Annotated in this window: 23 protein-coding genes; 12 read left to right on the forward strand and 11 right to left on the reverse strand. The window is 31.2% G+C overall.

From position 1 onward, the window contains the following. Positions 1-4: 4 nt before the first annotated feature. Positions 5-1,849, reverse strand: coding sequence for a 3D-(3,5/4)-trihydroxycyclohexane-1,2-dione acylhydrolase (decyclizing) (gene iolD, locus ACTTAO_RS00840; RefSeq protein ID WP_440690412.1), 1,845 nt, complete (start codon positions 1,847-1,849; stop codon positions 5-7). A 95-nt stretch (positions 1,850-1,944) separates the two neighbouring features. On the opposite strand from iolD, the gene ACTTAO_RS00845 reads away from it, so the two are divergent. Together ACTTAO_RS00845 and ACTTAO_RS00850 are read left to right on the forward strand one after the other, a co-directional pair. After that, a complete protein-coding gene (locus ACTTAO_RS00845) occupies positions 1,945-3,387 on the forward strand; it encodes an NAD-dependent succinate-semialdehyde dehydrogenase (protein ID WP_440676712.1) in 1,443 nt (480 codons plus the stop codon). A gap of 2 nt (positions 3,388-3,389) precedes the next feature. Next, entirely contained in the window at positions 3,390-4,184 is a 795-nt protein-coding gene (locus tag ACTTAO_RS00850) for an HpcH/HpaI aldolase family protein (RefSeq protein ID WP_440614577.1), read from the forward strand. Here ACTTAO_RS00850 and ACTTAO_RS00855 read toward each other — a convergent pair. The 3 genes from ACTTAO_RS00855 to ACTTAO_RS00865 are packed head-to-tail and all read right to left on the reverse strand — an operon-like array spanning position 4,181 to position 6,415. Continuing rightward, a complete protein-coding gene (locus tag ACTTAO_RS00855; protein ID WP_440690414.1) occupies positions 4,181-4,996 on the reverse strand; it encodes a 3-methyl-2-oxobutanoate hydroxymethyltransferase in 816 nt (271 codons plus the stop codon). The two genes, ACTTAO_RS00850 and ACTTAO_RS00855, sit on opposite strands and share 4 nt — an antisense overlap. Further along, a complete protein-coding gene (locus ACTTAO_RS00860) occupies positions 4,996-5,409 on the reverse strand; it encodes a MarR family transcriptional regulator (RefSeq protein WP_262589473.1) in 414 nt (137 codons plus the stop codon). Before ACTTAO_RS00860 ends, ACTTAO_RS00855 begins: the two co-directional genes overlap by 1 nt. A 28-nt stretch (positions 5,410-5,437) precedes the next feature. Next, positions 5,438-6,415, reverse strand: coding sequence for a DUF1907 domain-containing protein (locus tag ACTTAO_RS00865; RefSeq protein WP_440690416.1), 978 nt, complete (start codon positions 6,413-6,415; stop codon positions 5,438-5,440). Between the two features lie 87 nt (positions 6,416-6,502). On the opposite strand from ACTTAO_RS00865, the gene ACTTAO_RS00870 reads away from it, so the two are divergent. Genes ACTTAO_RS00870 through ACTTAO_RS00890 form a run of 5 tightly spaced genes read left to right on the forward strand, consistent with a single transcriptional unit; the run spans position 6,503 to position 11,224 of the window. Continuing rightward, positions 6,503-7,447 (forward strand): ketopantoate reductase family protein, encoded by a 945-nt coding sequence (locus tag ACTTAO_RS00870; protein WP_440690418.1) that lies wholly within the window; start codon positions 6,503-6,505, stop codon positions 7,445-7,447. Beyond that, the gene (locus ACTTAO_RS00875) at positions 7,447-8,316 is read left to right on the forward strand and encodes a 2OG-Fe(II) oxygenase (RefSeq protein ID WP_440690420.1); all 870 of its coding nucleotides are present in this window, start codon (positions 7,447-7,449) and stop codon (positions 8,314-8,316) included. The genes ACTTAO_RS00870 and ACTTAO_RS00875 overlap by 1 nt, the downstream gene beginning before the upstream one ends. A 31-nt stretch (positions 8,317-8,347) precedes the next feature. Continuing rightward, positions 8,348-9,331: a phytanoyl-CoA dioxygenase family protein gene (locus tag ACTTAO_RS00880; RefSeq protein WP_440652643.1), complete on the forward strand. Its 984-nt coding sequence runs from the start codon at positions 8,348-8,350 to the stop codon at positions 9,329-9,331. 11 nt (positions 9,332-9,342) lie between these two features. Continuing rightward, entirely contained in the window at positions 9,343-10,263 is a 921-nt protein-coding gene (locus tag ACTTAO_RS00885; protein WP_440690422.1) for a DMT family transporter, read from the forward strand. A gap of 37 nt (positions 10,264-10,300) precedes the next feature. Beyond that, positions 10,301-11,224: a hydroxyacid dehydrogenase gene (locus tag ACTTAO_RS00890; protein WP_440690424.1), complete on the forward strand. Its 924-nt coding sequence runs from the start codon at positions 10,301-10,303 to the stop codon at positions 11,222-11,224. On the opposite strand, the gene ACTTAO_RS00895 is transcribed toward ACTTAO_RS00890, so the two are convergent. Beyond that, positions 11,217-12,299, reverse strand: coding sequence for a Gfo/Idh/MocA family protein (locus ACTTAO_RS00895; RefSeq protein WP_440690426.1), 1,083 nt, complete (start codon positions 12,297-12,299; stop codon positions 11,217-11,219). The two genes, ACTTAO_RS00890 and ACTTAO_RS00895, sit on opposite strands and share 8 nt — an antisense overlap. Before the next feature lie 31 nt (positions 12,300-12,330). Then, positions 12,331-13,563 carry a cytochrome-c peroxidase gene (locus ACTTAO_RS00900; RefSeq protein WP_440690428.1) on the reverse strand — a complete coding sequence of 411 codons (1,233 nt, stop codon included), beginning with the start codon at positions 13,561-13,563 and terminating at the stop codon, positions 12,331-12,333. A 105-nt stretch (positions 13,564-13,668) separates the two neighbouring features. On the opposite strand from ACTTAO_RS00900, the gene ACTTAO_RS00905 reads away from it, so the two are divergent. Beyond that, positions 13,669-14,139, forward strand: a complete 471-nt coding sequence (locus ACTTAO_RS00905) for a tetratricopeptide repeat protein (RefSeq protein WP_262589483.1) — start codon at positions 13,669-13,671, stop codon at positions 14,137-14,139. Positions 14,140-14,179: 40 nt separating this feature from the next. On the opposite strand, the gene ACTTAO_RS00910 is transcribed toward ACTTAO_RS00905, so the two are convergent. From ACTTAO_RS00910 to ACTTAO_RS00920, 3 genes are all read right to left on the reverse strand, one after another. Continuing rightward, entirely contained in the window at positions 14,180-15,232 is a 1,053-nt protein-coding gene (locus tag ACTTAO_RS00910; RefSeq protein WP_440690430.1) for a TRAP transporter substrate-binding protein, read from the reverse strand. Positions 15,233-15,318: 86 nt separating this feature from the next. Further along, positions 15,319-16,608, reverse strand: coding sequence for a TRAP transporter large permease (locus tag ACTTAO_RS00915; protein WP_440690432.1), 1,290 nt, complete (start codon positions 16,606-16,608; stop codon positions 15,319-15,321). Continuing rightward, entirely contained in the window at positions 16,608-17,204 is a 597-nt protein-coding gene (locus ACTTAO_RS00920) for a TRAP transporter small permease (RefSeq protein WP_440690434.1), read from the reverse strand. Before ACTTAO_RS00920 ends, ACTTAO_RS00915 begins: the two co-directional genes overlap by 1 nt. A gap of 112 nt (positions 17,205-17,316) precedes the next feature. Here ACTTAO_RS00920 and ACTTAO_RS00925 point away from each other — a divergent pair, with 112 nt between their 5' ends. Continuing rightward, positions 17,317-18,282 (forward strand): hydroxyacid dehydrogenase, encoded by a 966-nt coding sequence (locus ACTTAO_RS00925; protein ID WP_440690436.1) that lies wholly within the window; start codon positions 17,317-17,319, stop codon positions 18,280-18,282. Between the two features lie 44 nt (positions 18,283-18,326). Here the strand turns inward: ACTTAO_RS00925 and iolE are convergent, their stop codons facing one another. Then, on the reverse strand, positions 18,327-19,229 hold the full coding sequence (gene iolE / locus ACTTAO_RS00930; RefSeq protein ID WP_440690439.1) for a myo-inosose-2 dehydratase: 903 nt from the start codon (positions 19,227-19,229) through the stop codon (positions 18,327-18,329). A gap of 129 nt (positions 19,230-19,358) precedes the next feature. On the opposite strand from iolE, the gene iolG reads away from it, so the two are divergent. The 3 genes from iolG to ACTTAO_RS00945 are packed head-to-tail and all read left to right on the forward strand — an operon-like array spanning position 19,359 to position 22,194. After that, the gene (gene iolG / locus ACTTAO_RS00935) at positions 19,359-20,360 is read left to right on the forward strand and encodes an inositol 2-dehydrogenase (RefSeq protein ID WP_440690441.1); all 1,002 of its coding nucleotides are present in this window, start codon (positions 19,359-19,361) and stop codon (positions 20,358-20,360) included. Then, positions 20,360-21,214: an SDR family oxidoreductase gene (locus ACTTAO_RS00940; RefSeq protein WP_440690443.1), complete on the forward strand. Its 855-nt coding sequence runs from the start codon at positions 20,360-20,362 to the stop codon at positions 21,212-21,214. The genes iolG and ACTTAO_RS00940 overlap by 1 nt, the downstream gene beginning before the upstream one ends. 17 nt (positions 21,215-21,231) lie before the next feature. Beyond that, a complete protein-coding gene (locus ACTTAO_RS00945) occupies positions 21,232-22,194 on the forward strand; it encodes an aldo/keto reductase (RefSeq protein ID WP_440690445.1) in 963 nt (320 codons plus the stop codon). A gap of 35 nt (positions 22,195-22,229) precedes the next feature. On the opposite strand, the gene ACTTAO_RS00950 is transcribed toward ACTTAO_RS00945, so the two are convergent. Continuing rightward, the gene (locus tag ACTTAO_RS00950) at positions 22,230-23,069 is read right to left on the reverse strand and encodes a phytanoyl-CoA dioxygenase family protein (RefSeq protein ID WP_440690447.1); all 840 of its coding nucleotides are present in this window, start codon (positions 23,067-23,069) and stop codon (positions 22,230-22,232) included. Positions 23,070-23,095: the final 26 nt, after the last annotated feature.

Below are 23,095 nucleotides of genomic sequence, written 5' to 3' on the forward strand. Positions count from 1 at the left end.
AGGATTAAATACCTTGTCTTTGTTTGCTTCTTCCTTCTTTATAAAGTTTTAAAGCTTCTTCATTTTCTTTAGTAGTTGGAATTTCTAAAGTTGGACTATCCCAAAAAGATGATCCTTCTACCCATTTATAAGCATGAGTTTTAATTGAAATAACATAAGTTACATCAGATGCTTTAGCTCTTTTAAATGCAGCTTCAAGATCTGAAATTGAAGTAACGTGTTCAGATTTCGCACCCATACTCTCTGCATGTTTTGCAAAATCTACATCTACTAAACCAGGAGTATTAGAACTCTTTAATAAGTTATTATACTCTTTTCCGCCTTTGAATAATTGAAGTCGGTTTATAACTGCAAAGCCTCCATTATCACAAACAACTATGATCAATTTATTTTTTGTAATTACTGACGAATAAATATCAGTGTTATTTAATAGATAAGATCCATCACCTACAAATGAGATCACCTCTTTATCTGGATTAGCCATCTTAATTCCTAATGCTCCAGATATTTCATAACTCATACAACTAAAGCCCCACTCTGTTTCATGAGTATTAAGTTCTCTTGGTCTCCATACTTGAATTACTTCACCTACCAAACCTCCTGCGGCTGTGACTGCAATATCTGTTGGATCAGAATTTCTATAAATTGCTCCAATTACCTGAACATAACTTGGAACTTCCTGATTAGTTGGAGCGCTCTCTTTATCTATATGTTTATTCCATGACTTAAGTTCTGTTTGAGATTTCTTATTCCAATCTTCCCCTGCTTTCCAATCACCTAAGGCTTGAGAAAGTTCAGTTAATGAAACTTTTGCATCTCCAACAACAGCTTGAGCTAAATGTTTGTTAGCATCATATCTTGATACATTGATTGAAACTAATTTGAAATTTTCGTTTTCAAAGTTTGCCCATGATCCTGTTGTAAAATCAGCAAGCTTTGTACCTATTGCAATAGCAAGATCGGTTTGTTTTGCTAATGTGTTTGTATTTTTCCCTCCAAGTCCTCCAATTTGACCTGCAAAATGAGAATGATCTCTCTTCATTGTTGAATAACCCATTACAGTTTGTGTAACTGGAATATTGTGTTTAATTGCAAACTGACTTAACTCTTCCATTGCATCGGAGTAAAAAACTCCACCTCCAGATATTATGATTGGATTTTTTGAAGATTTAATTTTTTCAGCTGCCTCTTTAATTTGAAATTCATCTGGTCTTGGTCTTCTAATTGTATGAACTTTCTCTTGAAAAAATTCTTCTGGATAATCAAAAGTTTGGCCTTGGATATCTTGGCTTAAAGCAATACAAGCAGGGCCACAGTCAGCAGGATCTAACATTGTTTGAACCGCTATTGGAAATGATTGAATTATTTGTTCAGGTCTAGTGATACGATCAAAATACCTTGTAACTGGTTTGAAAGCATCGTTTGCAGTTACGCTTGGATTGTTAAAATGTTCAACTTGTTGCAATACTGGATCTGGCATTCTATTTGCATAAGTATCACCTGGTAAAAATAAAATTGGCAATCTGTTACTCATCGCTACTGCTGCTGCAGTAACCATGTTTGTTGCTCCTGGACCAACAGATGATGTAGCAACAAAAATTTGTTGTCTTCTTTTAGCTCTAGCGTAACCTATTCCTGTTAAAGCCATATTTTGTTCATGATGGCCTCTATAAGTTGGTAATTCTTTTTGATTTTCTTCAAGTGCTTGACCCAAACACGCTACATTTCCGTGCCCAAAAATTCCAAAGACACCAGGAAAGAGTGGTTCTTTTTTGCCGTTAATTAATATTTTTTGAGCTATTAAATATTTTACGATTGCATGTGCACAAGTAAGAGTGATTTTTTTCATAATTGGGTTTATTTTTTTTATGTATAATGTTTATATATATTTATATTTATAAATTAAAAAACCCAACTTAGTAAACCTTAAAAAAAATAAAAATTATGTATAGCAAATTTGGACAATTCATTGATGGAAAATGGCAAGAAGCAGAAAAAAAAGAGACATATGATGTAATCAACCCTGCAACTGAGGAAGTGATTGGAAAAGCATCAAAAGCATCTTCAGCAGATGTACAAAAAGCTTTAAAGTCAGCTGAGAAAGGTCTTAAAGTTTGGAGTAACACTACTCCATGGCAAAGATCATATGTAATTAGAAAAATTGCAGATCTAATGAGAGAAAAAAAAGATGTTCTTGCTAAATGGTTAACACTTGAAGTTGGTAAACCTCTTGCTGAAGGAGTTGGAGAAGTTGGTGGAGGAGCGGATATATTTGAGTGGAATGCAGAAGAAACAAAAAGAATTTACGGTCAAACAGTTCAAAGTAGATTTCCTGATACAAGAGTTCATGTCTATTATCAGCCAGTAGGAGTTGTGGCTGCTTTAATACCGTGGAACTTTCCAATTATTTTGGCTGCAAGAAAAATTTCAACAGCACTAGCTGCAGGTTGCTCTGTAATTTGTAAACCAGATGTAATTACACCAGGTGCAGTTATGGAATTAGTTAACATTTGTAAAGAAGCAGGAGTTCCTGATGGTGTGGTTAATTTATTATCTGGTGATCCTGCAGAAATTTCTAATGAATTATTAGAATCTGATATTATTAAAAAAGTATCAATTACTGGTTCAACAAGAGTTGGAAAATTAATATTAAAGAAAGCTGCAGATAAAGTTCAAAGAGTAACTATGGAACTTAGTGGTCACTCACCTTTTATTGTTTGTGATGATGTTGATATGAATAAAGTTGCAGATATTGCGATTACTGCAAAATTCAGAAACAATGGACAAGTTTGTATCTCTCCAAACAGATTTTATATCCAAGAAAATAAAAAAGATGAATTTCTTGGAGCTTTTATGGATAGAGCAAAGAAATTAAAAATTGGAAATGGTATGGATGAAGGAACTATCTTAGGTCCTTTAACTACTGCAAAAAGATTAGAGGAAATTGAAAAACTAGTTGAGACAACAAAAAATGAGGGAGCCGATGTTTTGATGGGAGGAAAAAGACCTTCGGGTTTTAACAAAGGTTATTTTTATGAGCCAACTGTTTTTGATAATGTAAAAGACGATTTTACGATTATGAGAGAAGAGCCATTTGGTCCTCTCGTACCCGTTCTTACATTTAAAACATTTGATGAAGTTATTGAGAGAGCAAACAATAACGACCTTGGTTTATGTAGTTATTTGTATACAAATAACATGGACCAAGCGAACAGAGGTTCTGAAATGTTAGAGTCTGGTTGTGTTGCTGTTAATACTGGTGCAGTTGCTGTAGCAGAAGCTCCTTTTGGTGGTATCAAACAAACTGGTTATGGACGTGAAGGTGGATCAATGGCGATCAAAGATTATCTAAACGTTAAATACACCCACATGGCATTAAAGGTATAATAATGAGAAAAAATAAAATAAAACAAATGATGAAAGACGGCAAGCCCGTCATTAATGGTTGGTGCGCAATTCCAAGTACTGCATCTGCAGAAGCAATGGCACATCAAGGCTGGGATTCATTAACTATAGATATGCAGCATGGTTTAGTTGATTACAGTAATGCACTTCCAATGCTTCAAACAATTTCGACAACGGATGTCACTCCACTTGCTAGAGTTAATTGGAATGAGCCTGGACAAATAATGAAAATTTTAGATGCTGGTTGTTATGGAATTGTTTGTCCAATGGTAAGCAATAGAAAAGAAGCTGAAAATTTTGTTCAAGCTTGTATGTACCCACCTGATGGTTATAGAAGTTTTGGTCCTGTTAGAGGATTAATTTATGGTGGTGCAGATTATGCAGATCACGCTAATGAAGAAATTCTTAAATTAGCAATGATAGAAACTAAAGAATCTTTGGAAAATTTAGATGAGATAATGTCTACACCAGGTGTTGATGGTATTTATATTGGGCCTGCAGACTTAAGTTTAGCAATTGGAGAAAAGCCTGGCTTTGATCGAGCTGAAACTACAAAAGCTTATTCTGAAATTTTGAGAATTCTAGAACATGCGAAGAAAAATAATATTTTTGCTGGAATTCACAATGGTACAACTGACTACGCAATGAAGATGATAGAAAAAGGTTTTGATTTTGTAACGATAGCTTCTGATTTAAGAGCTTTAAGTGCTGGTGCAAAAGCAACTGTTGATAAGATGAAAGGTTCTTTGTCTAAAAAAGACGACGACGCTACTTATTAATCAAGTTGATTTAAAAATTCTTCAAACTGATTTTTATCTAAATTAGAGGATTGTTTCTTACTTGGAAACTTACCAGCCATAGAATCTTTTTTAAATGCTTTAAGAGCTTTAACTCTTTCAACCTTAATTTCATTTCTAAGTTTTAATAAATTTCCATAAGCTTTAGAATGTCTTGGAGGATTTTCGGTATCACCACAAATATCTTCCATAAATAAATACATCACATCTGCATTTCTTCCAGATCCTAAAGAGACAGTTACAATATCTGTTCGTTTAGAAATTTCTCCCATTACATTTTCAGGTATTACTTCACACTCAGCAGAAAAAGCTCCCGCATCTTCTAATCTTTTAAATTTTTGGAATAACTCATAAGCTTCGTTTGCTGTTTTACCAACTGCTCGAAGTCCACCTATCCAAGTTGATTTTCTTGGAACTAATCCTAAGTGACCCATAACAGGCACATCTTCCTTTGCTAGCATTTCTACTATATCCATACTTCTTGGCGTCATCACTGCATCAGCACCATTTTCTAAAGCTTTGAACGCTCCACGCATAATATCATCTGCTGTAACAAATTCGTTCAAAACTAAAGCTGCAGTTAAAAAAAGATTTTTGGACCCTTCCCTAACTGGAATAACATTTTTAGCGTTAGCAATAATCATGTCAAAGCCAGCTTTTTCTGCAGCAGCAGCCTCATCAACAGTATTCGCGGTAACTTGAGTAAATTTTCTTTTTCCTTTTGCCGCTTTTAAATCACCTACTGTAGTTGATCTTATGGCTGGTTTTGCAGCCCATGTATATACATTCTTCATTAAATACCTTTATAAAGAACGTCTCTTCGATCAATAAATTCCTCAAAAGTCTTAATGGTAACAACTGATGGTAAAATAAAAATTGATCTTTTGTCCTTTTCGTTTCTAATAATTCTAAAATAACCTTTTTTGATTGCTGTATCGATATAAACATTAGAAGTTAGATAAGATTTCTCTATAACTCTCAATAATTCATTTTTTGTAATAGATTTATTTTTATAATAAGCAAGCATTACCATGTGCAGCATAATCCAATGTTGAGGTGTCAGAGAAAACCAATTTAATAAATCATTTGCTAACCTTCCCTCAAAATCTCCAAGTGAAATTTCAGCTAATGTAATTCTTTTTTGAGTTGATTTTGAAATTTTTTTCTGTTCTTCAAAATTTTTTGGATACTTAAACTGTCTTTTCATTTAAATAAACTTAAACTTATTAAGTTTTCTATTCAATACTATTTTTGCTTAGTAGCTCTTTATAAATGTTATTTACTCTATGCACTTCTGAGGCTGTATTAAAATATCCTTCATATTCTATTTCATCTGGTGTTACATCGAAATGATAATGACCAGCATCTTTATCATGTTCATAAGAATGAAAATGCGTATGTTCACCAGACTCTCTTAAATTCAATTCTCCTCCTGTAGGATCTCCAGTCCAAAGTACTGTATAACACTGCAATTTTGGACCAACAGGTTCATAAAATTGAAGAAAATCTTTTACACACTTCATTTGTTTTGGATCATAGTATTCATGTTTAATATCTTTATAATCTGGTTGAACATGCGATCTTACTTTTCCTTCTAAAATTCTAAACACACCTGCGATAGCAACATGTTCATTTTCTTTAAGATTTAAATTATTTGATAATGAAGACCTCATTGCTTGCGGAAGTGAACCTTGATTACCTGATCTTCCTTTGATTTTTATTTTAATTACTTTTCCTTGTTTACCATCTGTATAATAAATATTTCCAAGTCCACCGTGTTTTCGTGCGCTATATTTTTCAACAATACATTTTTTATCAGGACTTACTCTTGCAATTATAGATCTAGATTCGTCAGTAATTAAATTTTCATTAATTACTAATTCTCCGCAATGACCATCTAAACACGACATTGCACCAGATCCAGCACCTAATGCATAAGATTTTTCTGATCCAATCATTTTAGAAATTTCTTGGTAATCAAATTCAGCACCGATAAAATTAGGATCATGCATGTATGGTTCACCACCAACATCAATGATTTTTTGGTTACCGCTTATTCCTTCAGATGGACAATCCCATTCACGAAGATTGGGACAATCTACAACTTCTACTTCAACATTTTTATAATTTTCTGAAAGTCCTTTTTTTAATGCATTCGCTATATCTTCAAGTGAATGATTTGTGAAAGTTCCTTTTTCTATTTTTAATTGCATGATGTTAATAAGCTATAATTTATTTTGCATATTGTCTATAGATAATATATATAATTTCTATACATAAATAATTTTAAAAAGGTAACGATGATAAATAAAGATTTAAAAGTAGCCGTATTAGGCGCAGGTGCAATGGGATGTCTGTTTGGAGGATTGCTAGCTGAAAAAGGTTTAAATGTAACTTTAATTGACGTTTGGAAAGAGCATGTTGATGCAATTAATAAAGATGGTTTGAAAATGGATGGTCACGGTGGTGATCGTATAATTAAAGTTAATGCTACTTCAGATCCATCATCGTTAGATAAGATGGATGCAGTGATTGTTATGTGTAAAGCAACTGCATTAGAACCAGCATTAAATAGCATTAAAAATATTATTGGTGAAAAAACAGTTTTCATGTCTTTTCAAAATGGAATTGGTCATGAAGCAATAATTCAAAGTATCGTTGGAAATGAAAAAGTAATCGGTGGAACAACAACACAAGCTTCTAATATTTTAGGACCAGGTCATATAATGAACCATGGCGCATTGCCTTCATGGATTGGTGAATATGAAGGAGGAATAACGGAAAGAATCACAGAAATAGCTGATACTTTTACTGCACATAATTTAGAAATGATTGCAGCTGAAGATGTTAAAAAAAGAAAATGGATGAAGCTTTTTGCTCTAACAGCAATTGGTCCTCTTTCAGCTATATTTGATCTACATCACACCGATCTTTACATAAATAATAAGGCTAATGATGTTTCAAGAGGGCTAGGTAAAGAAATCATTTTAGAGACAAGAGAAGTAGCACTTGCTGATGGAGTTAATGTTTCTGAAGATGAGTGTCTATTTATGTTCAATAAAATTGTAGATTCTATGCAAACTAACAAATCTTCAATGGCTTTTGATGTTCAATACAAAAGAAAAACAGAAATTGATTTTATAAGTGGTGCTGTTTCTAAAATTGGAAAAAAACATGGAGTAAAAACACCTTTAAATGACCTGATGTATAAAATGATCAAGGTTAAAGAAGGTATGTATAGTTAATGCTTAAAATTAATCGATTAAAAAAAATTAAAAGTAATTTTCCTGTACTAGTTGGAGATAAAGTCGTTGAGAAAAATACTTGCAATTTATTAATTGATGAAATTAGTAAATCTAAAGCTTTTGATGACATGATAATGGGTGGTCGAAGCAGAATTAATAAAGGCTCAAAAAATTTTAATAACTATATTAAATCTTCAAATAATTCTGCAAAACTCTTCAAACTTTTTAATAGCAAGGCATTTTATAAAAAAATTGAAACTCTTTTTTCTAAAAATTTTAAAGATGGATCTTGGACAAACACTCACAAACCAAAAATATTTAATCAAAAAAAATTTACTATTAAAAAGAAATTAAATTCAAGTGAATTAAAAAAATTATTAGGAAACAATTACACTAACCCAAAAGTTAATTTAGATATTGATTTTTCGGTTTCTAAAGGAGGATACAGACTGCGTCCTCATAGAGATGATATTACGAGATTGTATAATTTCTTAATTTATCTAACAGATATTCCAAAGAAAAATGGAGGATCGCTTACAATCTATAGAAAAAAATCTAAGAAAAATTTGAGAAAAAGTTTCAGAAGATTTCCAAAAATGAGTGAATTGGAAGTGGTCAAAGCTTTCACACCAAAGAAAGGAACTGTGGTATTTTTTCAATCAACACCAAATTCTTATCATGGAGTTAAGCGATTTATAGAAAAAAACTGTCCAAAAAGATTTTTTATTTATGGAAGTTATGCACTCAATAAACCTGTTATTTGGAATTTTAAAGGAACAGCTTACTATCCTCACATTATCAGTACCAAGAAAAGAATGTTAACTTCTTTTCATGATGCAAACTATTTAACATCTGCGCCTAAGAATTGATATTGTTTAAAAATTCTACTAGGTTCTGTTAATGGCAAATAATCTACAAAAAAAATTGTTTGAACAAGGATATTTAAAAGTAAAAAAAGTTCTTAATTTTCAAAGGGATTTAAAGCCAATCCTTAATGACATGGAATTTGTAATGGATTGTTTGATCCAAAAATTTGCAAAAAAAAAAGATGTAAAAAAAGTTCTTAATTTAGATTTTAAAAAAAAATATTCTTATATATCAAAATTAAAAATTGATGATTTAGATCAATATTTTAATACTAGATTGCCAAGAGATCACGTCAAGAAAGATAGTGATTATTTTGCTACGCAGTCTTTATGGAATTTAATCACAAATAAAAATATTTTAGATGTTGTTGAAAAAATTTTAGGAAAAGAAATTATGTCTAATCCAGTGCAAAATACTAGAATTAAACAACCTGAAAAAAAATTACCAAAAGGATCAGTTTTAGATGGTTTAAGTGGAAGAACACCTTGGCATCAGGATGCTGCTGTTCTTAATACTAAAGGACAAAAGTTAACAGACATGGTTACTGTATGGATACCTTTTACAAAAACTACAAAAAAAAATGGGTGCATGATTACTGTTAAGAAAATTAATAAAATGGGATTATTAAATCATATTGCTGGTTATAGGGGCCAAGTAGAAATTAAAGACAGCAAATTACTAGATAAAATGGAACATATTCACTTAGAGGCAGATGTTGGAGATGTAATTCTTTTACACAAACATTCAATCCATTGTTCTCTGCCTAACAGATCAAATGATTTTAGAATAAGTGCAGACCTTAGATATAACGTAGCCGGTCAACCTTCTGGAAGAGATCCACTTCCAAATTTCTATGTAAGAAGTAAAAACAAAAAAAATCTCAAAATTCAGAATTTTAAACAATGGTTAGCTCTTTGGGAAAAAGCAAAAGAAAAATGCATTCCACGTAAATATGCCTTTAAATATCCTTTACCAACGTTTAAGAATAGTAAAAGAGATCTTTCAAAATTATTATAAAAAATTAATAAATGGATTCAGTAACTACCCGTGTCTACTCGGTAGACTTTTTTTTAGCAATTCTTGGCTATTCCTTATTTGTTATCATGGACTCTATAGCAAAAGAATTGACAAATTATTATCATGTAACACAAATAATATTTATTAATTCTTTATCGGCCTTACTGCCAATTTTACTTTACACGCAAGTTAGAAATTCCTGGAAAAAAATTAAAACCAAAAACTTTTTTGTACATTTAGTTAGAGCAATAACTTTAATAATTTCAATGGGATTATTTTTTCTTTGTATAAATAAACTTCCACTTACAACTATGTATAGTATTATCTTCTTTACACCCTTTGTATTAACAATTGGTTCAGTAATCTTTCTAAAAGAAAAAGTAAGTTGGAGAAGATATACAGCAATATTAGTAGGTTTTATTGGAACAATAATTGCAATTGATCCTTTTGGTAAAGAAATAAATAACTATGTGTTATTGGCTTTATTAATACCTGTTTTTTCTTCAGTAGGTCATTTGTTGGTTAAAAAATACGGTCAATCAGAGAGTGTGTATTCATTTTTAATAATTGGAAAGTTAATTTTAATTGTTATTTCAGGTGTGATTACATTTGAGCTTTATATTCCAATGACTAAAACAGATTTTTTTTTAAATTTTAATGCAGGTTTATTAAGAGGAATGGGAATGATTTTTATTATAAACTCGGCTCGTCATCTTCCTGCTTCAATATTTGCAAATACACAATATGTTCAATTATTAATTGGTGCATTGATCGGTTTTTATATTTTTAATGAAATCCCTACTTGGAATATTTATTTAGGAAATGTTTTTATAATTGGTGCTGGAATTTATATTGTTTTAAGAGAGATAAAACTTTCTAGAAATATTGTTTCAAATTCAATAAGGCCAACAACGATTTCAATAAAAAAGTAAGTTATTCAATTTAAGTTAAAAATATATATAAGTAAGTATGGCTAAAATATTAATAACAGAGTTTATTAATCAAGACAGTTTAGATGATCTAAATAATACTTTTGAAATCAAATTTGATGATAAGCTTTGGGAAAAAAAAGAAGAACTTAAAGAAATTATTAAAGATTATGATGGTTTAATTGTCAGAAATAAAACTCAAGTAACCAAAGATATTTTGTCTAATGCTAGTAAATTAAAATTTATAGGAAGACTGGGTGTTGGTTTAGATAATATTGATACTGAATTTTGTAGAACCAAAAATATTCATGTACAACCTGCGACTGGCATGAATGCGGACTCTGTAGCTGAGTATGTGATTTCATCCTCGATGTCTTTGATAAAAAAAATTCCTATGTTTCATCATGGAACGATCAAAGGTGATTGGCCTAGAACAACTATTAAATCCTCTGAAATAAATGGAAAGTGTATTGGAATAGTGGGTTTTGGTACCATCGGCAGAAAAGTTGCTGACTTTAGTTTAAAAAATAGACTGAATGTTTTGGTTTATGATCCTTATATTAAAAAATTAGAAGATAATGAAAAAAATTATAAATTATCTACATTGGAAGATGTATTTAAAAATGCAGATATTATTTCTTTACATTTACCATTAACTGAAGAGACTAAAAATTTAATCAACAAGTCTTCATTCTCTAAAATGCAAAAACAGCCAATTATAATCAATACTTCTAGAGGTAGTGTTGTAAATGAGAATGATCTTATAAATGCTTATGATCAAAATCTAATTTCAGGATTTGCATTAGATGTGTTTGAAAATGAACCTATTAAAAAAGATTTATACGAAAGAATTACATCTGAAATGAATTGTATTTTAACTCCTCATATTTCAGGTGTTACTACAGAGTCAAATATTAGAGTTAGCAATTTTATAGTTAAAAAGGCAATTGATTTTTTTAAGTAATTATCTCGTTTAACTTAACTACTCTTCCAAGTTTAATTGATGTCTCAGCAGCTTCTCCAACAGCAACTGCGATTAATCCATCATTCAAAGATACCTCTGGCTTTAATTTATTTTTTACTGCATTTATAAATGCTAAATGTTCATAATAAGTTGAACCATGATGATGTCCTGCTTCAAGTATTTTAGGATCCACACTAATACTTTCTTGTTTAGTTTTTCCATCTCTCATACCAATTCTTACATCAGAAGTAGTTTTCCCAGACTCGTTTGAAGGAACTGAAGTTTCAATTTTACCAATATTTCCTGTTGCGGTTAACTCTTCTTGCATTTCAGAATTTTCAGCAAACATACAAAGCTCAAGCATACTTCTTGAGCCGTTCTCAAAATTAACAATTACGTAAGCATTATCAATAATATCTGGTTTTTTCCCATCATATTCCTCATCTAAATGATTCACATCTTGTCCCCCACTCGCATAAACACTTACGGGCTCACTCTTAACAATAAAACGCATCAGATCAAAAAAATGACAACACTTTTCAACTAAAGTTCCTCCAGTATTTTTTTCAAATCTGTTCCAGTCATTTACTTTTTTTAGGAAAGGAAATCTGTGCTCTCTTATTGTTAATGTTTTTAGATCACCAATTGTTTTGTTGTGAATTTCTTTAATAAATTTTGAAACAGGAGGCATGTACCTATATTCCATAGCAGTCCAAAGTACTGATGGGTAATCTTTAGTAAGTTTTTCTATTTCTAAACAATCTTTTGTCTTAGTACACAAAGGTTTTTCAACCAATATGTGTTTCTTAGTTTGAATTACATCTTTTAAAATTTTAATATGAGTAAAATTAGGAGATGAGATTATATATACATCGACTAAATTTTCTTTAATCAAATCTTGATGATTTTTAAAGCAAACAACTTCTGATTTAAGTAATTCTTGACACTGTTTCAAAGACTCTTCGTGAGGATCTGAAAGAGCAACTACCTCTGCTTCATCTATTAGAGATAAATTTAGAATATGTTCTCGAGCCATTGTGCCAGCTCCAATTATTCCATATTTAATTTTTTCCATATTTATTATCTATCAGTTTAATTAAATAAATTTAATCAATTGTTAATCCACTTGGTACTTTTTCTGGTTTACCGAGCGGTCTTTGATTTCCACTTTTTCCAGTTAGAGATTGTAAAAAAGAGACTAATTGATCAATTTCTTTTTCACTTAAATCTATTGGCTTGATATCTATACTTGAAAGAATTCTATCCTGTTCTCTTTTGTCAGAAAAAGTCACAAAATCTATTTGTTCTAACCATGGAGCCTTTGGTAAATTTGCATATTGAGGTTTCCAATTTTTATTCATAGTTACTGGATTTAAATGATGTTTAATTATACCCTTAAGTGTTGGATAAGCACCATTATGACCATAAGGTGCCGTTAAAGAAACATTTCTTAGAGCGGGTGTTTTAAATTTATACATGTCATCCACATCATCTGTTTCAACCATTCTTCCAACATCACGTGCATAAGGATCAAATGGTCTGGTTCTGCCTGGTCCAAATTGTGGAATACCTATTGAGTGAAATTTTTGATCAGACAATAAAGACCCTGAATGACATGAGCTACAATTAGCTTTGCCATAAAATAAATTCATACCTGCAATCTGATTTTGATTTAAAGCTGATTTATTTCCGTTTAAATATTCATCAAATGGAGAGTCAAAAGATGTCCATTCATGAATTTCAAAAGCTGCAATTGAGTTTACTATATGTGTAATATTTATGTCTAAAGCATTATCAACATCATCAAAAGCATGTTTAAACATCTCAACATATTCAGGAACCCCTCTTATTCTATGAGCGATTACAGGCCAGACTCTATCAATTCTCATACTATCTTTACCAACTTTTGAAACCAATCCTATAATTTCATTTTCACCTGGATTTCCAGCCATTTCGAATTGTCTTGTCATTGGAAATAAAGCTTGTACCGCTACTATATTATCAAGACCTTTTGGAAGCAGTTCTTGTGCTGGGGTATTAAAACCATTTCCAAATATATCAGATTTAGTCACTCTTCCATCGTGAAGTAATGTGGTAATATCTTTAAATCCTAAATTCCATAATGCTAAAGCATTTCTTGGAATACGTTTTTTAATTTTATCATCCCCTGATCCAGCTGTTCTTTCTAATCCAATACCATGTCCTCCTTCACCAATTCCTAATGAAAGTCCATCAGACCCTCCTAGATCATGGCTATGACAAGTTGCACAAGCAATATTACGATTGGCAGATAAAATTTTATCATGAAATAAAAGTCTTCCTATTTTAACCTTTTCCATATCAACTTTATGAAAATCATTACTTGTTAAAGGTTTTGGTAATTCAATTGAATATGTTTTGTTTGCTGAAATTAAAAATGGAATTATAAATATTAATATTTTTATATGTTGAGATACTTTTTTATAATTTTTTTTATTCCATCTATAGTTTTTGCAGAAATTGAAAATGCTAGAGATTTGATGGAAGCTGGAAAATTTCAAGAGGCTATGGAAGAGCTGATGCCAGCTGCTAGATCTGGGAACGCTGATGCTGAAGAACTTATTGGAATAATGTATGCAATGGGTCTTGGGGTTGAGCAAGACGATGTTAGAGCTTTTGAATGGTATCTTAGATCTTCGATGAAAGGTCATCCCGGTGCTCAATCGGGTGTTGGGTGGTATTATGAAATCGGTAGAGGACTTCCTGCTCCTGATCTTGTTAGAGCTTACATGTGGTATGGTTTGTCTGCTATTGGAGGCGATCCTGATGCTGCGATTTCTCAAGAAGAAGTTGTTAAAAAAATGACTCCTGAACAAATTGAAAAAGCGCATATACTTATTAAAGATTACAAAGCTTGGATTTATCCGTTTAGGTAATGAGGCGAATAATTAAATCCGCCCCATCATTAAATTAAGATTATAAGTCTTTGTCGTATGCACTTGATGCTTTTTTCTCAGCATCAGCAACTGCGCTTGTTAAAGCGTCAAAGATTTGTCCGCCACCTTTAACATTTGACTTAAACCAATCATAAACTGGACTAGCAGCTTTTTTGAAGCTAGCTTTTTGTGCTGGAGTTGGAACATATAAATCTCCACCGCCTGCTACAAAGTCTTCATATGCTTTGATTGATTTTCTTTTTGGAGATGCAAATGTTGCTTGTTGCAATGCATAAAATCCATCCGTAATAACTTTCTTAAGTTCTTTTGGCATAGATTGATATTTTGCATTGTTCATCCACCAAAGTGCTCCCATATATGCATGACCGTCTAAAGTAACATATTTTAGACCTGCATCTGGAAACTTCATGTTCATGATGTCAGTTATTCCATTTTTAGAACCTTCAACTACACCTGTTTGAAAAGATGTAAATAATTCTGGCCATGGAATAGGAGTTGGTGATGCACCTAAAGCTCTTACAAGCTCTTGAGGTAAGTCAGCTACAACAGTTCTGATTTTTAGACCTTTCATGTCTGATGGTTCTGCAACTCTTCTTTTAGTGTTAGCAAAATTTCTCCATCCACCAGTATTTCCGATAGTCATTAATCTTATTGTATCGCCTGAATCTTTTAGAGCCATTTGTCTCATAGTTCTTACAAAATCACCTTGCATAACATCTTCAGCAATTCTGTCGTCTGCCATTAGATATGGTAAATCTAAAACTTGAACATAAGGGAATACGCCAGCTGCTCCTCCAGAAGTAGAAATGTAAACGTCGATGCTTCCATCAGAAACACCTTGTAAACATTCTGCTCCTTTAGAACATAACTGTGTACCTACAAAAAGTTCTACAGATATTTTTCCATTTGATGCTGCTTCTACGTAGTTTTTAAATACTACTGCACCATCATAGTCTTCATCTTGATCATTAGAGTTCATTGTCATTCTTAAATTGTAATCAGCAGCTGAAACAGAAGCTGTAAAACTAATTAAGAATATTAATGAAAAAAATGATTTAATTAATTTACTCATTATTATTTCCCTCTCGTTAAATATATATTTAAGTATAGAAACTATACCTAAATTGAACCTCTGTGTCTATTATCTAAAAATTAAAATTATTTTGCAAAACCTGTAAGCAAAGGAATGGTCATGGAAATTGATGGGAAGTACGTAATTAAAAATATTACAATTGCTTCTACTGCTAAAAATGGCAATATTGCTTTTGATATAGTTTCAACTTTTTCACCAGAAACTGAGGATGCAACAAATAAAACTAAACCCATTGGTGGTGTTGCTAAACCAACAGTTAAGTTAACTGACATAATAATTGCAAAATGAACTGGATGTACACCTAATTCTACAAACACTGGTCCTAGTATTGGTCCTAAAATAATTATTGCAGGACCTGCATCTAAAAACATTCCAACAACAAATAGTAAAATATTAATAAGAAATAATAAAATATAAGGATTATCAGTTAATCCCAAAACAAATTCAGCAAGATATTCTGGTGCATGAGATAAGCTAACAACTGTTTTAAAAGCCATTGCAGCACCAACCAAAAGTAATACTACAGATGAAACCATTGCAGCTTTTGTCATAACCTTCGGCACATCTTTCCACTCTAAAGATTTTAAAACAAACAAACCAATAAACATTGCATAAGCAGCTGCAACTGCAGAGGCTTCAGTTGGAGTAAAAATTCCTCCAAGTATACCTCCTAGAATTATAACAGGAGTCATCAATGGGAAAAAAGCTTTCAAAGAAGCTTTTCCTCTTTGTCTCCATGTTGTCTTTTTTGTTACGGCAGGAAAATTATATCTTTTAGCCATAAACTTGATTGTAACCATCAAACTAACACCAACTAAAATTCCAGGAATAATACCTGCTAGGAATAAGGCTGCTACACTCTCTCCCATAACGTATGCATAAATAATCATTATTCCTGAAGGTGGAATAATTGGACCAATTACTGAACTCGCTGCTGTAATTGCTGCTGAAAATTTTTTAGTATATCCTTGCTTCTCCATTGCAGGAATTAACATTGAACCAATTGCAGAAGTATCTGCAACTGCAGATCCAGATAAGCCAGCAAAGAGCATTGAAGTTAAGACGTTAACATGTGCCAAACCACCTTTTAAATGCCCCATCATTGCCTGGCTAAATTCTACTAATCTTTGAGTAATTCCTCCCCTATTCATTAGCTCACCAGCTAACATAAAAAAAGGAATTGCCATTAAAGGAAAGCTATCAATACCATTGTAAATATTTCTATAAAGCATTGCTCCATCTCTAGATTGATCATTAAGCCAAAGTAAAATTCCAGGAGCAGCCAACAATCCAAAAAATACTGGTAATCCAATTAACAAAAATAATAAAAATAAAGGGAGAAACCAAATTAACATTATTGTGTCTCCAATTTTTGTTTATCTAAATCTTCAGGTAATTCTAATTTTGTAAAATTACTTAAAAAATTTCTTAAAATTAACTCTATGTTAACTGAAATCAAAAAAACAATTCCAACAGGTAATGACATATACATCCAGGCTAATTTTATTGGCTCTGCTTTGCCACCAATTAGATTAAATGGAATTTTGATTGAAGCTGAATTAAATATCCATCCAGCATTAATGTGTTTCAAACCTAATTCAAGTCCAATGATCAAAACAAATAAAGATATGATCAATAAAAATAAGGTTAAAAAAGTTGATATGATTTTAGGTAAAAATCTTTCCAGCATATCAATTGAGACAAAACCACCCCATCTATAAGCTGAAGGAGCAATTAACCCTGTCATCCATAGCATTAAAAATCTTGCAACTTCATCAGGCCAAGGTAATGCGTTGTTGAGAACATATCTAAAAAAAACCTGGATCATAATTACGACAACCATTAAAAAAATTGCGATCCAAGCAAATTGTCTTCCAATTCTTAGAAAAAAAGTATTTACCTTTTCAAGAAAGTTAAAAATATAAAGTAGAGTTTTTATAGTTAAATTCACAACTAAATTTATTTTAATAAGAAAATAATTACAACTTTTTAAAAAACTATTTTACATTGTTAGATATTTTTCGTATTAGAAAAACCTTCAACAGAAAAGCTTAAATAAAATTATGAGTAATAAAAAGAAAATTCTAGTTATCCAAAAAGTTCATGATAAAGGCATGGAGTTAATTAATAACCATCCAGATTTTGATGTAGAGGTAACAGACGATGTTTCAGTAGAAAACTTAAAGGCTAAAATAAAAGATTGTGATGGTGCTTCAATTAGAATAGCAAAACTACCAGGTGAGGTAATTAATGAAGCCAAAAATCTTAAAATAATTTCTAGACATGGAGTTGGCTACGATAATATTGATTTAAAAACAGCTAAAGAAAGAGATATCAAAATTGCTATTACAGCTAATGCAAATGCAGTTACAGTTGCAGAGCATGTTATGTTTGTCTTGCTAAATATTGCAAAAAGAAGAGAGCTTTATCATACGACGGTTAAAGAAGGTAATTTTAAGGATAGAAATAAATTACCCAAAACTATTGAGGTATGGAAAAAAAATTTCCTAATTATGGGATTTGGTAGAATAGGTAAAGCACTTATTAAAAGATGTTTAGGATTTGAAATGAATGTTTTTGTCTACGATCCATTTGTAGATAAAGATACAATAGAGAAGCTTGGTGGAAAAAAAGTTGATAATCTTGAAGAGGCAGTAAAAACAATGGATGTAATATCTTTACATATGCCTTTAACTGAAAAAACAGAAAATCTTATTAACTATGATTTACTTAAAACGATGAGGAAAAACTGTATCATCATTAATGCCGCTAGAGGTGGAATTATTCATGAGGAAGATCTTGATAAGGCTTTAAATGAAGATTTAATATTTGGAGCAGGAATTGATGTATTCAAACAAGAGCCACCAGAAAGTGACAATCCTCTTTTAAAAAATGAAAAAGTTTACTTAAGTCCACATACGGCAGCATTTACTGATGAATGTATGACAAGAATGGGTGTAGAAACAATTCAAAATATAATTGATTATTTCGATGATACTTTAGAAAAATCAAAAATTGTAAGACTATAGTAAAAGATTTATTCTAAAAATTTAGATTTGTTATTTATTGAAAATTAACCTTTATAAATCTCAATACCGCTAAGATTTAAAGTTTCGGTTAAATACTTGTAACCTATTTTTGCATATTCAAATGGATTTGCTTTTGCAGGATCTTGTTCTGCCTCTACTACTAACCATCCAGAATAATTTTTTTCTTTCAGTACATCAAATAAAGGCTTGTAATCAATACATCCATCACCTGGAACTGTAAATGCACCCTCTAAAAATGCTCCTCTAAAACTTAAGTCTTCTTTTAAAGATTTTTCTAAAACACTTTTTCTAATGTCTTTACAATGCATATGAATTAATCTTTCGCTAAAGTCATTTAATATTTTTAATGAGTCTCCCTGAGCAAACAACATATGACCAGTATCCAATGTAAGTTTTACACTATCATGAGTGTTTTCAAGTAATCTTACTGTATCTTCTTCTGTCTCTATTACGGTTCCCATATGATGGTGATAAGCAAGCGGCATACCTTCGTCTTCAAGATATTTTCCCATTTCAGAAATTTTTTCATAATATTTTTTAGACTCTTCAAGATCCATTTGAGGTCTAGTAGATAGTTTTCGATTTGGATCTCCTTGAATTGAGCCAGACACTTCAGCAAAAACCATACATGGTGAATTACAATCTTTAAAAAGTTTTAGTTGATCTTGAATGAGATTTTTTTCTTCATCAACACTATTTGTTCTTAAATTAGCTCCATACCAACCTGAGCAAAGATTTAATTTAAATTCAGTAAGTTTTGGAATTAATTCTTCTGATTTTTTTGGAAATTTACCGCCAGACTCAATTCCAATAAATCCTGCCTGACTAGCTTCAGACAAACATTGTTCTAAAGAAGTATCACCACCCAATTCTGGCATATCATCATTACTCCATGCAATTGGTGCTATTCCTAATTTTACTGACATACAAAATTTATTTAAAAGTTAGATGGTTTTTTAAATGATGATTTTATGTGCATCAAGAAAATTATATTTTTAATTCATCATTAAAAAATAGTTTCTTGATTTTGTTTTTTAATTCTGTTCTATATGCTTATGATTAACTTTTCTTTAATGGGTGCAGGACGGATTGGAAAAATGCATGCTAAATTTATAGCTGCACATCCAAATGCAAAATTAAAATACATATATGACGTTAACTCTCAATTTGCTGAAGAAGTAGCAAAATCAACAGGTTGTTCAATTGCATCATCACCAGAAGAGGCAATTAATTCAGATGATATAGATGCAGTTCTTATAGCATCTGCTACTCCAACCCATACTCTATTTATTACAATGGCAGCAAAAGCAGGAAAGGCAATTTTTTGTGAAAAGCCAATTGATTTAGATATAAATAAAGTAAATGAATGTATGGAAAATATTAAAGGAACAAATGTTCCTATTCAAATAGGCTTTAATAGAAGATTTGATGCTAGTCACTCAAAAGCACAACAAGCAAGAGAAAAAAAAGAAATTGGTGAATTAGAAATGGTTGTGATTACAAGTAGAGACCCTGAGCCTCCAGGTATTGAATATTTAAAAGCTGCAGGAGGATTTTTTAGAGACACTACTATTCATGATTTTGATTTAGCTAGATTTATATTGGGTGACGACCCTGTAATTCAAATATCTGCGTTTGGAGATGCTTTGTTTGATAAAAATTCACAACAAGTAAAGGATTTTGATACTGCAATGTTTATATTAAAATCAAAAAAAGGTGTTTTAATTCATATAAATAACTCCAGAAGAGCAGTTTATGGATATGACCAAAGGGTTGAGGTGTTTGGTAGTAAGGGAATGGTTATTTCAAATAATCAAACTCCTACTTCTTTAGAAAGGTACACAAATAAATCTACAAATGAAAAAGAACCAATACATTTCTTTTTTATTGAAAGATATGAGCAAGCTTACAGAGATCAATTTAATGAGTTTGTAAAATGTGTTGAAAATAAAACAAAACCTTTAGTAGGTTTTGAAGATGGTAGAAACGCATTGATAATAGCTAATGCAGCATATGAATCGTTTGAAAGTGGTAAAGTAATAGATATAAAATTCTAATGTCTAATAAATATATATCTGAACAATCTAATCAATTTAAAAATAAAATAATAATTGTAACTGGAAGTACTCAAGGGAGTGGAGCTGAGACTGCAAAATTACTAGCCAGCAGAGGTGCTAAGGGAATAACTATTTGTGGAAGAAATAAAGAGAAAGGAAATAAAGTAAAATCTGAAATAGAAAGTATAGGCGCGGAATGCTTATACGTTCAAGCAGATTTAGAAAAACTTGAAGATTGTAAAAAAATAGTTTCTGAGACTGATAAAAAATTCAATACTATTGATAGTTTTATCAATGTTGCTGCTTTTACTGAGAGAGGAACAATTTTAAGTACAACGGAAGAAAATTATGACAAAAATTTTAATGTAAATGTAAAAGCTCCTCTTTTTATGATGCAAGACGTTGTAAAAATAATGATTAGAGATAAAAAAAAAGGAACTATTGCTCATATTTTATCAATGGCTGGATATAGTGGTATGCCTTTCTTAACTGCTTACAGCTCTTCTAAAGCTGCTTTGGCGGTAATGATTAAAAATGTTGCAAATTCAGTTTCTGGTCATCAAATAAGAGTAAATGGTGTAAATCTGGGATGGACAGATACACCTGCAGAGACAGTAATCCAAAAAAAATTTCACAACGCAGATGACGATTGGTTAAAAAAAGCAGAAGCAAAAGTTCCTTTTAAAAGATTAAACAAACCTTTAGATGTTGCTAAGATTTTAGCTTTTTTGTGCTCAGATGAGTCAGGAATTATGACAGGAAGTATTGTTGACTTTGACCAAACAGTTGCAGGATGGCACTCATATTCGGCATATGATACAAAGATTTTAGATGATAGTATTTTAGGAGAATAAGATTAATAAATTTTTTTATGAAAAAAAATAAAATTAAACATACAGGTGTAGAAGTTACAGAGTTAAGTTTTGGAACATCTTCTTTAGGAAGCATGCCAGATACTTACGGCTATGAAGTGCCAGAACAAAGAGCTCAAGAAATGTTAAAAAGATTTTTTCAAGGTCCAGTAAATGTGCTTGATACCTCAAGAAACTATGCAATGGGAGAAAGTGAAAAAAGAATTGGTAAAGCAATAAAAGAAAATGGTGGTTGGCCAGAAAAATTTGTCTTATCAACTAAAATCGATAGAAATATGGATACTCTAGTTCTTGATAAAAAAAGAACAAGAGAATCTATTGAAGAAAGTTTAAAAACTTTAAATGTAGACTCTGTTGATATTTTATTTCTCCATGATCCAGAGTACGTAAAAGATATAAATGACATTACCAAAAAAGATGGGGCAATGGATGAGTTGTTTAAAATTAAAGAAGAAGGTTTAGCGAAAGCAGTGGGTCTTGCTATGGGAAAAATAGATATAATGTTTCCTATGTTAAAAAAATGGGACTTTGATGTTATGATAAATCATAACAGATACACTTTGTTAAACAGGGAAGCAGACGAGATGTACAGTTATGCTCATAGCAAAAATATATCTATTTTCAACGCTGCTCCTTACGCAGGTGGTGTTTTAGCAAAAGGACCAAGTAACTTTAAAAAAATAACTTATCAAGACGCTTCTGAAGAAAAACTTGCACCAGCAAGAGAAATAGAAAAAGTTTGTAAAAAATATAATGTTGAAATGGGTGCTGCAGCTTTACAGTTTTCAATGAAAGATAAAAGAATTACATCTACTATTTGTGGAGTTACTAGTGTTAACAGTATTGAAAAAACTCTTGCTTGGGCTGAAACAGATATACCGGAAGAATTTTGGGATGAAGTTTTGAAACTGCCTTATTCTACCAAAGATCCAGAGTCTGAGAGAATATTCACACCAGGTTAAATTATAAAAAGTTAAAAAATCTGTAAACTTTACACTTAATTAGAATTAAGTTCATAAAGAGTTGGAAACATTTTACCGTTTAAATTATCTCCATTTTTATATCCATTGGCTTCCATTATAGCTCTTTCTTCTCTAGCCCAATCACCTCTATAAATTATTTTTGAATTTTCTTTTGCCATTCTAAGTGTAAATCTATTTATATCAGATTTTGGAGTAGTTTCGTGCAGAGCTCCATGCAAAGTTCTAATATCAAAATATACACAATCTCCTACCTCTAAATCCCATTCTAAAAACTCATAACTTTCTTTATTAGAAATTATATCTGGAGTTAATTCATACTTAACGCCATTAACAACTCCTTCAGCTCCATCAACTTTATGACCGTCTTTAAAACGAGTTCTTAGAAATAATTTATTCCACAAATGAGATCCTTTTATCCAGGCTATAGAGTCTTCTTTTCTTACTGGCTCAAGAGGTATCCACAAAACACACATTGAACCTTCAAAATCAAAGTAAGAAATATCATGATGAAATGGTGGTTTAGATTTAGAGCCAGCTTCTCTAAAAAACCAATTATCCATTACTAAATTAATCTGCTTAGCATCTAGTAATTCAGATGCAATTTTAGCTGTAGGTGAATTAAAAACAAAATTTTCAAATTCTTTATGTAAGTTCCATGTCCAAAAATCCTCTAAATAACAAGGTAAATTTGGATCTGTGGTATGATTAGTAAACCTTGGGCTTGGATTGTTTTTTGCTTTATTTATTCCAGATCTTAAAAGCTCAATCCATTTTATATCAAATTTATTTCTTAAAAATACCGCCCCATCTCTTTTAAATAGTTCGATCTCATTATCATTTAAAATTTGACTCATAGATTATTTAAGAAATAATACTTAAT

Origin of the sequence: Candidatus Pelagibacter sp. HIMB1782 (assembly GCF_052047475.1) — a bacterium.
GTDB lineage: Bacteria > Pseudomonadota > Alphaproteobacteria > Pelagibacterales > Pelagibacteraceae > Pelagibacter.

What these genes read in the sequence shown, in the direction of transcription:
- iolD (WP_440690412.1), bottom strand. Translation starts at nt 1,849, where the DNA reads ATGAAAAAAATCACTCTTACTTGTGCACATGCAATCGTAAAATATTTA.
- ACTTAO_RS00845 (WP_440676712.1), top strand. Translation starts at nt 1,945, where the DNA reads ATGTATAGCAAATTTGGACAATTCATTGATGGAAAATGGCAAGAAGCA.
- ACTTAO_RS00850 (WP_440614577.1), top strand. Translation starts at nt 3,390, where the DNA reads ATGAGAAAAAATAAAATAAAACAAATGATGAAAGACGGCAAGCCCGTC.
- ACTTAO_RS00855 (WP_440690414.1), bottom strand. Translation starts at nt 4,996, where the DNA reads ATGAAGAATGTATATACATGGGCTGCAAAACCAGCCATAAGATCAACT.
- ACTTAO_RS00860 (WP_262589473.1), bottom strand. Translation starts at nt 5,409, where the DNA reads ATGAAAAGACAGTTTAAGTATCCAAAAAATTTTGAAGAACAGAAAAAA.
- ACTTAO_RS00865 (WP_440690416.1), bottom strand. Translation starts at nt 6,415, where the DNA reads ATGCAATTAAAAATAGAAAAAGGAACTTTCACAAATCATTCACTTGAA.
- ACTTAO_RS00870 (WP_440690418.1), top strand. Translation starts at nt 6,503, where the DNA reads ATGATAAATAAAGATTTAAAAGTAGCCGTATTAGGCGCAGGTGCAATG.
- ACTTAO_RS00875 (WP_440690420.1), top strand. Translation starts at nt 7,447, where the DNA reads ATGCTTAAAATTAATCGATTAAAAAAAATTAAAAGTAATTTTCCTGTA.
- ACTTAO_RS00880 (WP_440652643.1), top strand. Translation starts at nt 8,348, where the DNA reads ATGGCAAATAATCTACAAAAAAAATTGTTTGAACAAGGATATTTAAAA.
- ACTTAO_RS00885 (WP_440690422.1), top strand. Translation starts at nt 9,343, where the DNA reads ATGGATTCAGTAACTACCCGTGTCTACTCGGTAGACTTTTTTTTAGCA.
- ACTTAO_RS00890 (WP_440690424.1), top strand. Translation starts at nt 10,301, where the DNA reads ATGGCTAAAATATTAATAACAGAGTTTATTAATCAAGACAGTTTAGAT.
- ACTTAO_RS00895 (WP_440690426.1), bottom strand. Translation starts at nt 12,299, where the DNA reads ATGGAAAAAATTAAATATGGAATAATTGGAGCTGGCACAATGGCTCGA.
- ACTTAO_RS00900 (WP_440690428.1), bottom strand. Translation starts at nt 13,563, where the DNA reads ATGGAAAAGGTTAAAATAGGAAGACTTTTATTTCATGATAAAATTTTA.
- ACTTAO_RS00905 (WP_262589483.1), top strand. Translation starts at nt 13,669, where the DNA reads ATGTTGAGATACTTTTTTATAATTTTTTTTATTCCATCTATAGTTTTT.
- ACTTAO_RS00910 (WP_440690430.1), bottom strand. Translation starts at nt 15,232, where the DNA reads ATGAGTAAATTAATTAAATCATTTTTTTCATTAATATTCTTAATTAGT.
- ACTTAO_RS00915 (WP_440690432.1), bottom strand. Translation starts at nt 16,608, where the DNA reads ATGTTAATTTGGTTTCTCCCTTTATTTTTATTATTTTTGTTAATTGGA.
- ACTTAO_RS00925 (WP_440690436.1), top strand. Translation starts at nt 17,317, where the DNA reads ATGAGTAATAAAAAGAAAATTCTAGTTATCCAAAAAGTTCATGATAAA.
- iolE (WP_440690439.1), bottom strand. Translation starts at nt 19,229, where the DNA reads ATGTCAGTAAAATTAGGAATAGCACCAATTGCATGGAGTAATGATGAT.
- iolG (WP_440690441.1), top strand. Translation starts at nt 19,359, where the DNA reads ATGATTAACTTTTCTTTAATGGGTGCAGGACGGATTGGAAAAATGCAT.
- ACTTAO_RS00940 (WP_440690443.1), top strand. Translation starts at nt 20,360, where the DNA reads ATGTCTAATAAATATATATCTGAACAATCTAATCAATTTAAAAATAAA.
- ACTTAO_RS00945 (WP_440690445.1), top strand. Translation starts at nt 21,232, where the DNA reads ATGAAAAAAAATAAAATTAAACATACAGGTGTAGAAGTTACAGAGTTA.
- ACTTAO_RS00950 (WP_440690447.1), bottom strand. Translation starts at nt 23,069, where the DNA reads ATGAGTCAAATTTTAAATGATAATGAGATCGAACTATTTAAAAGAGAT.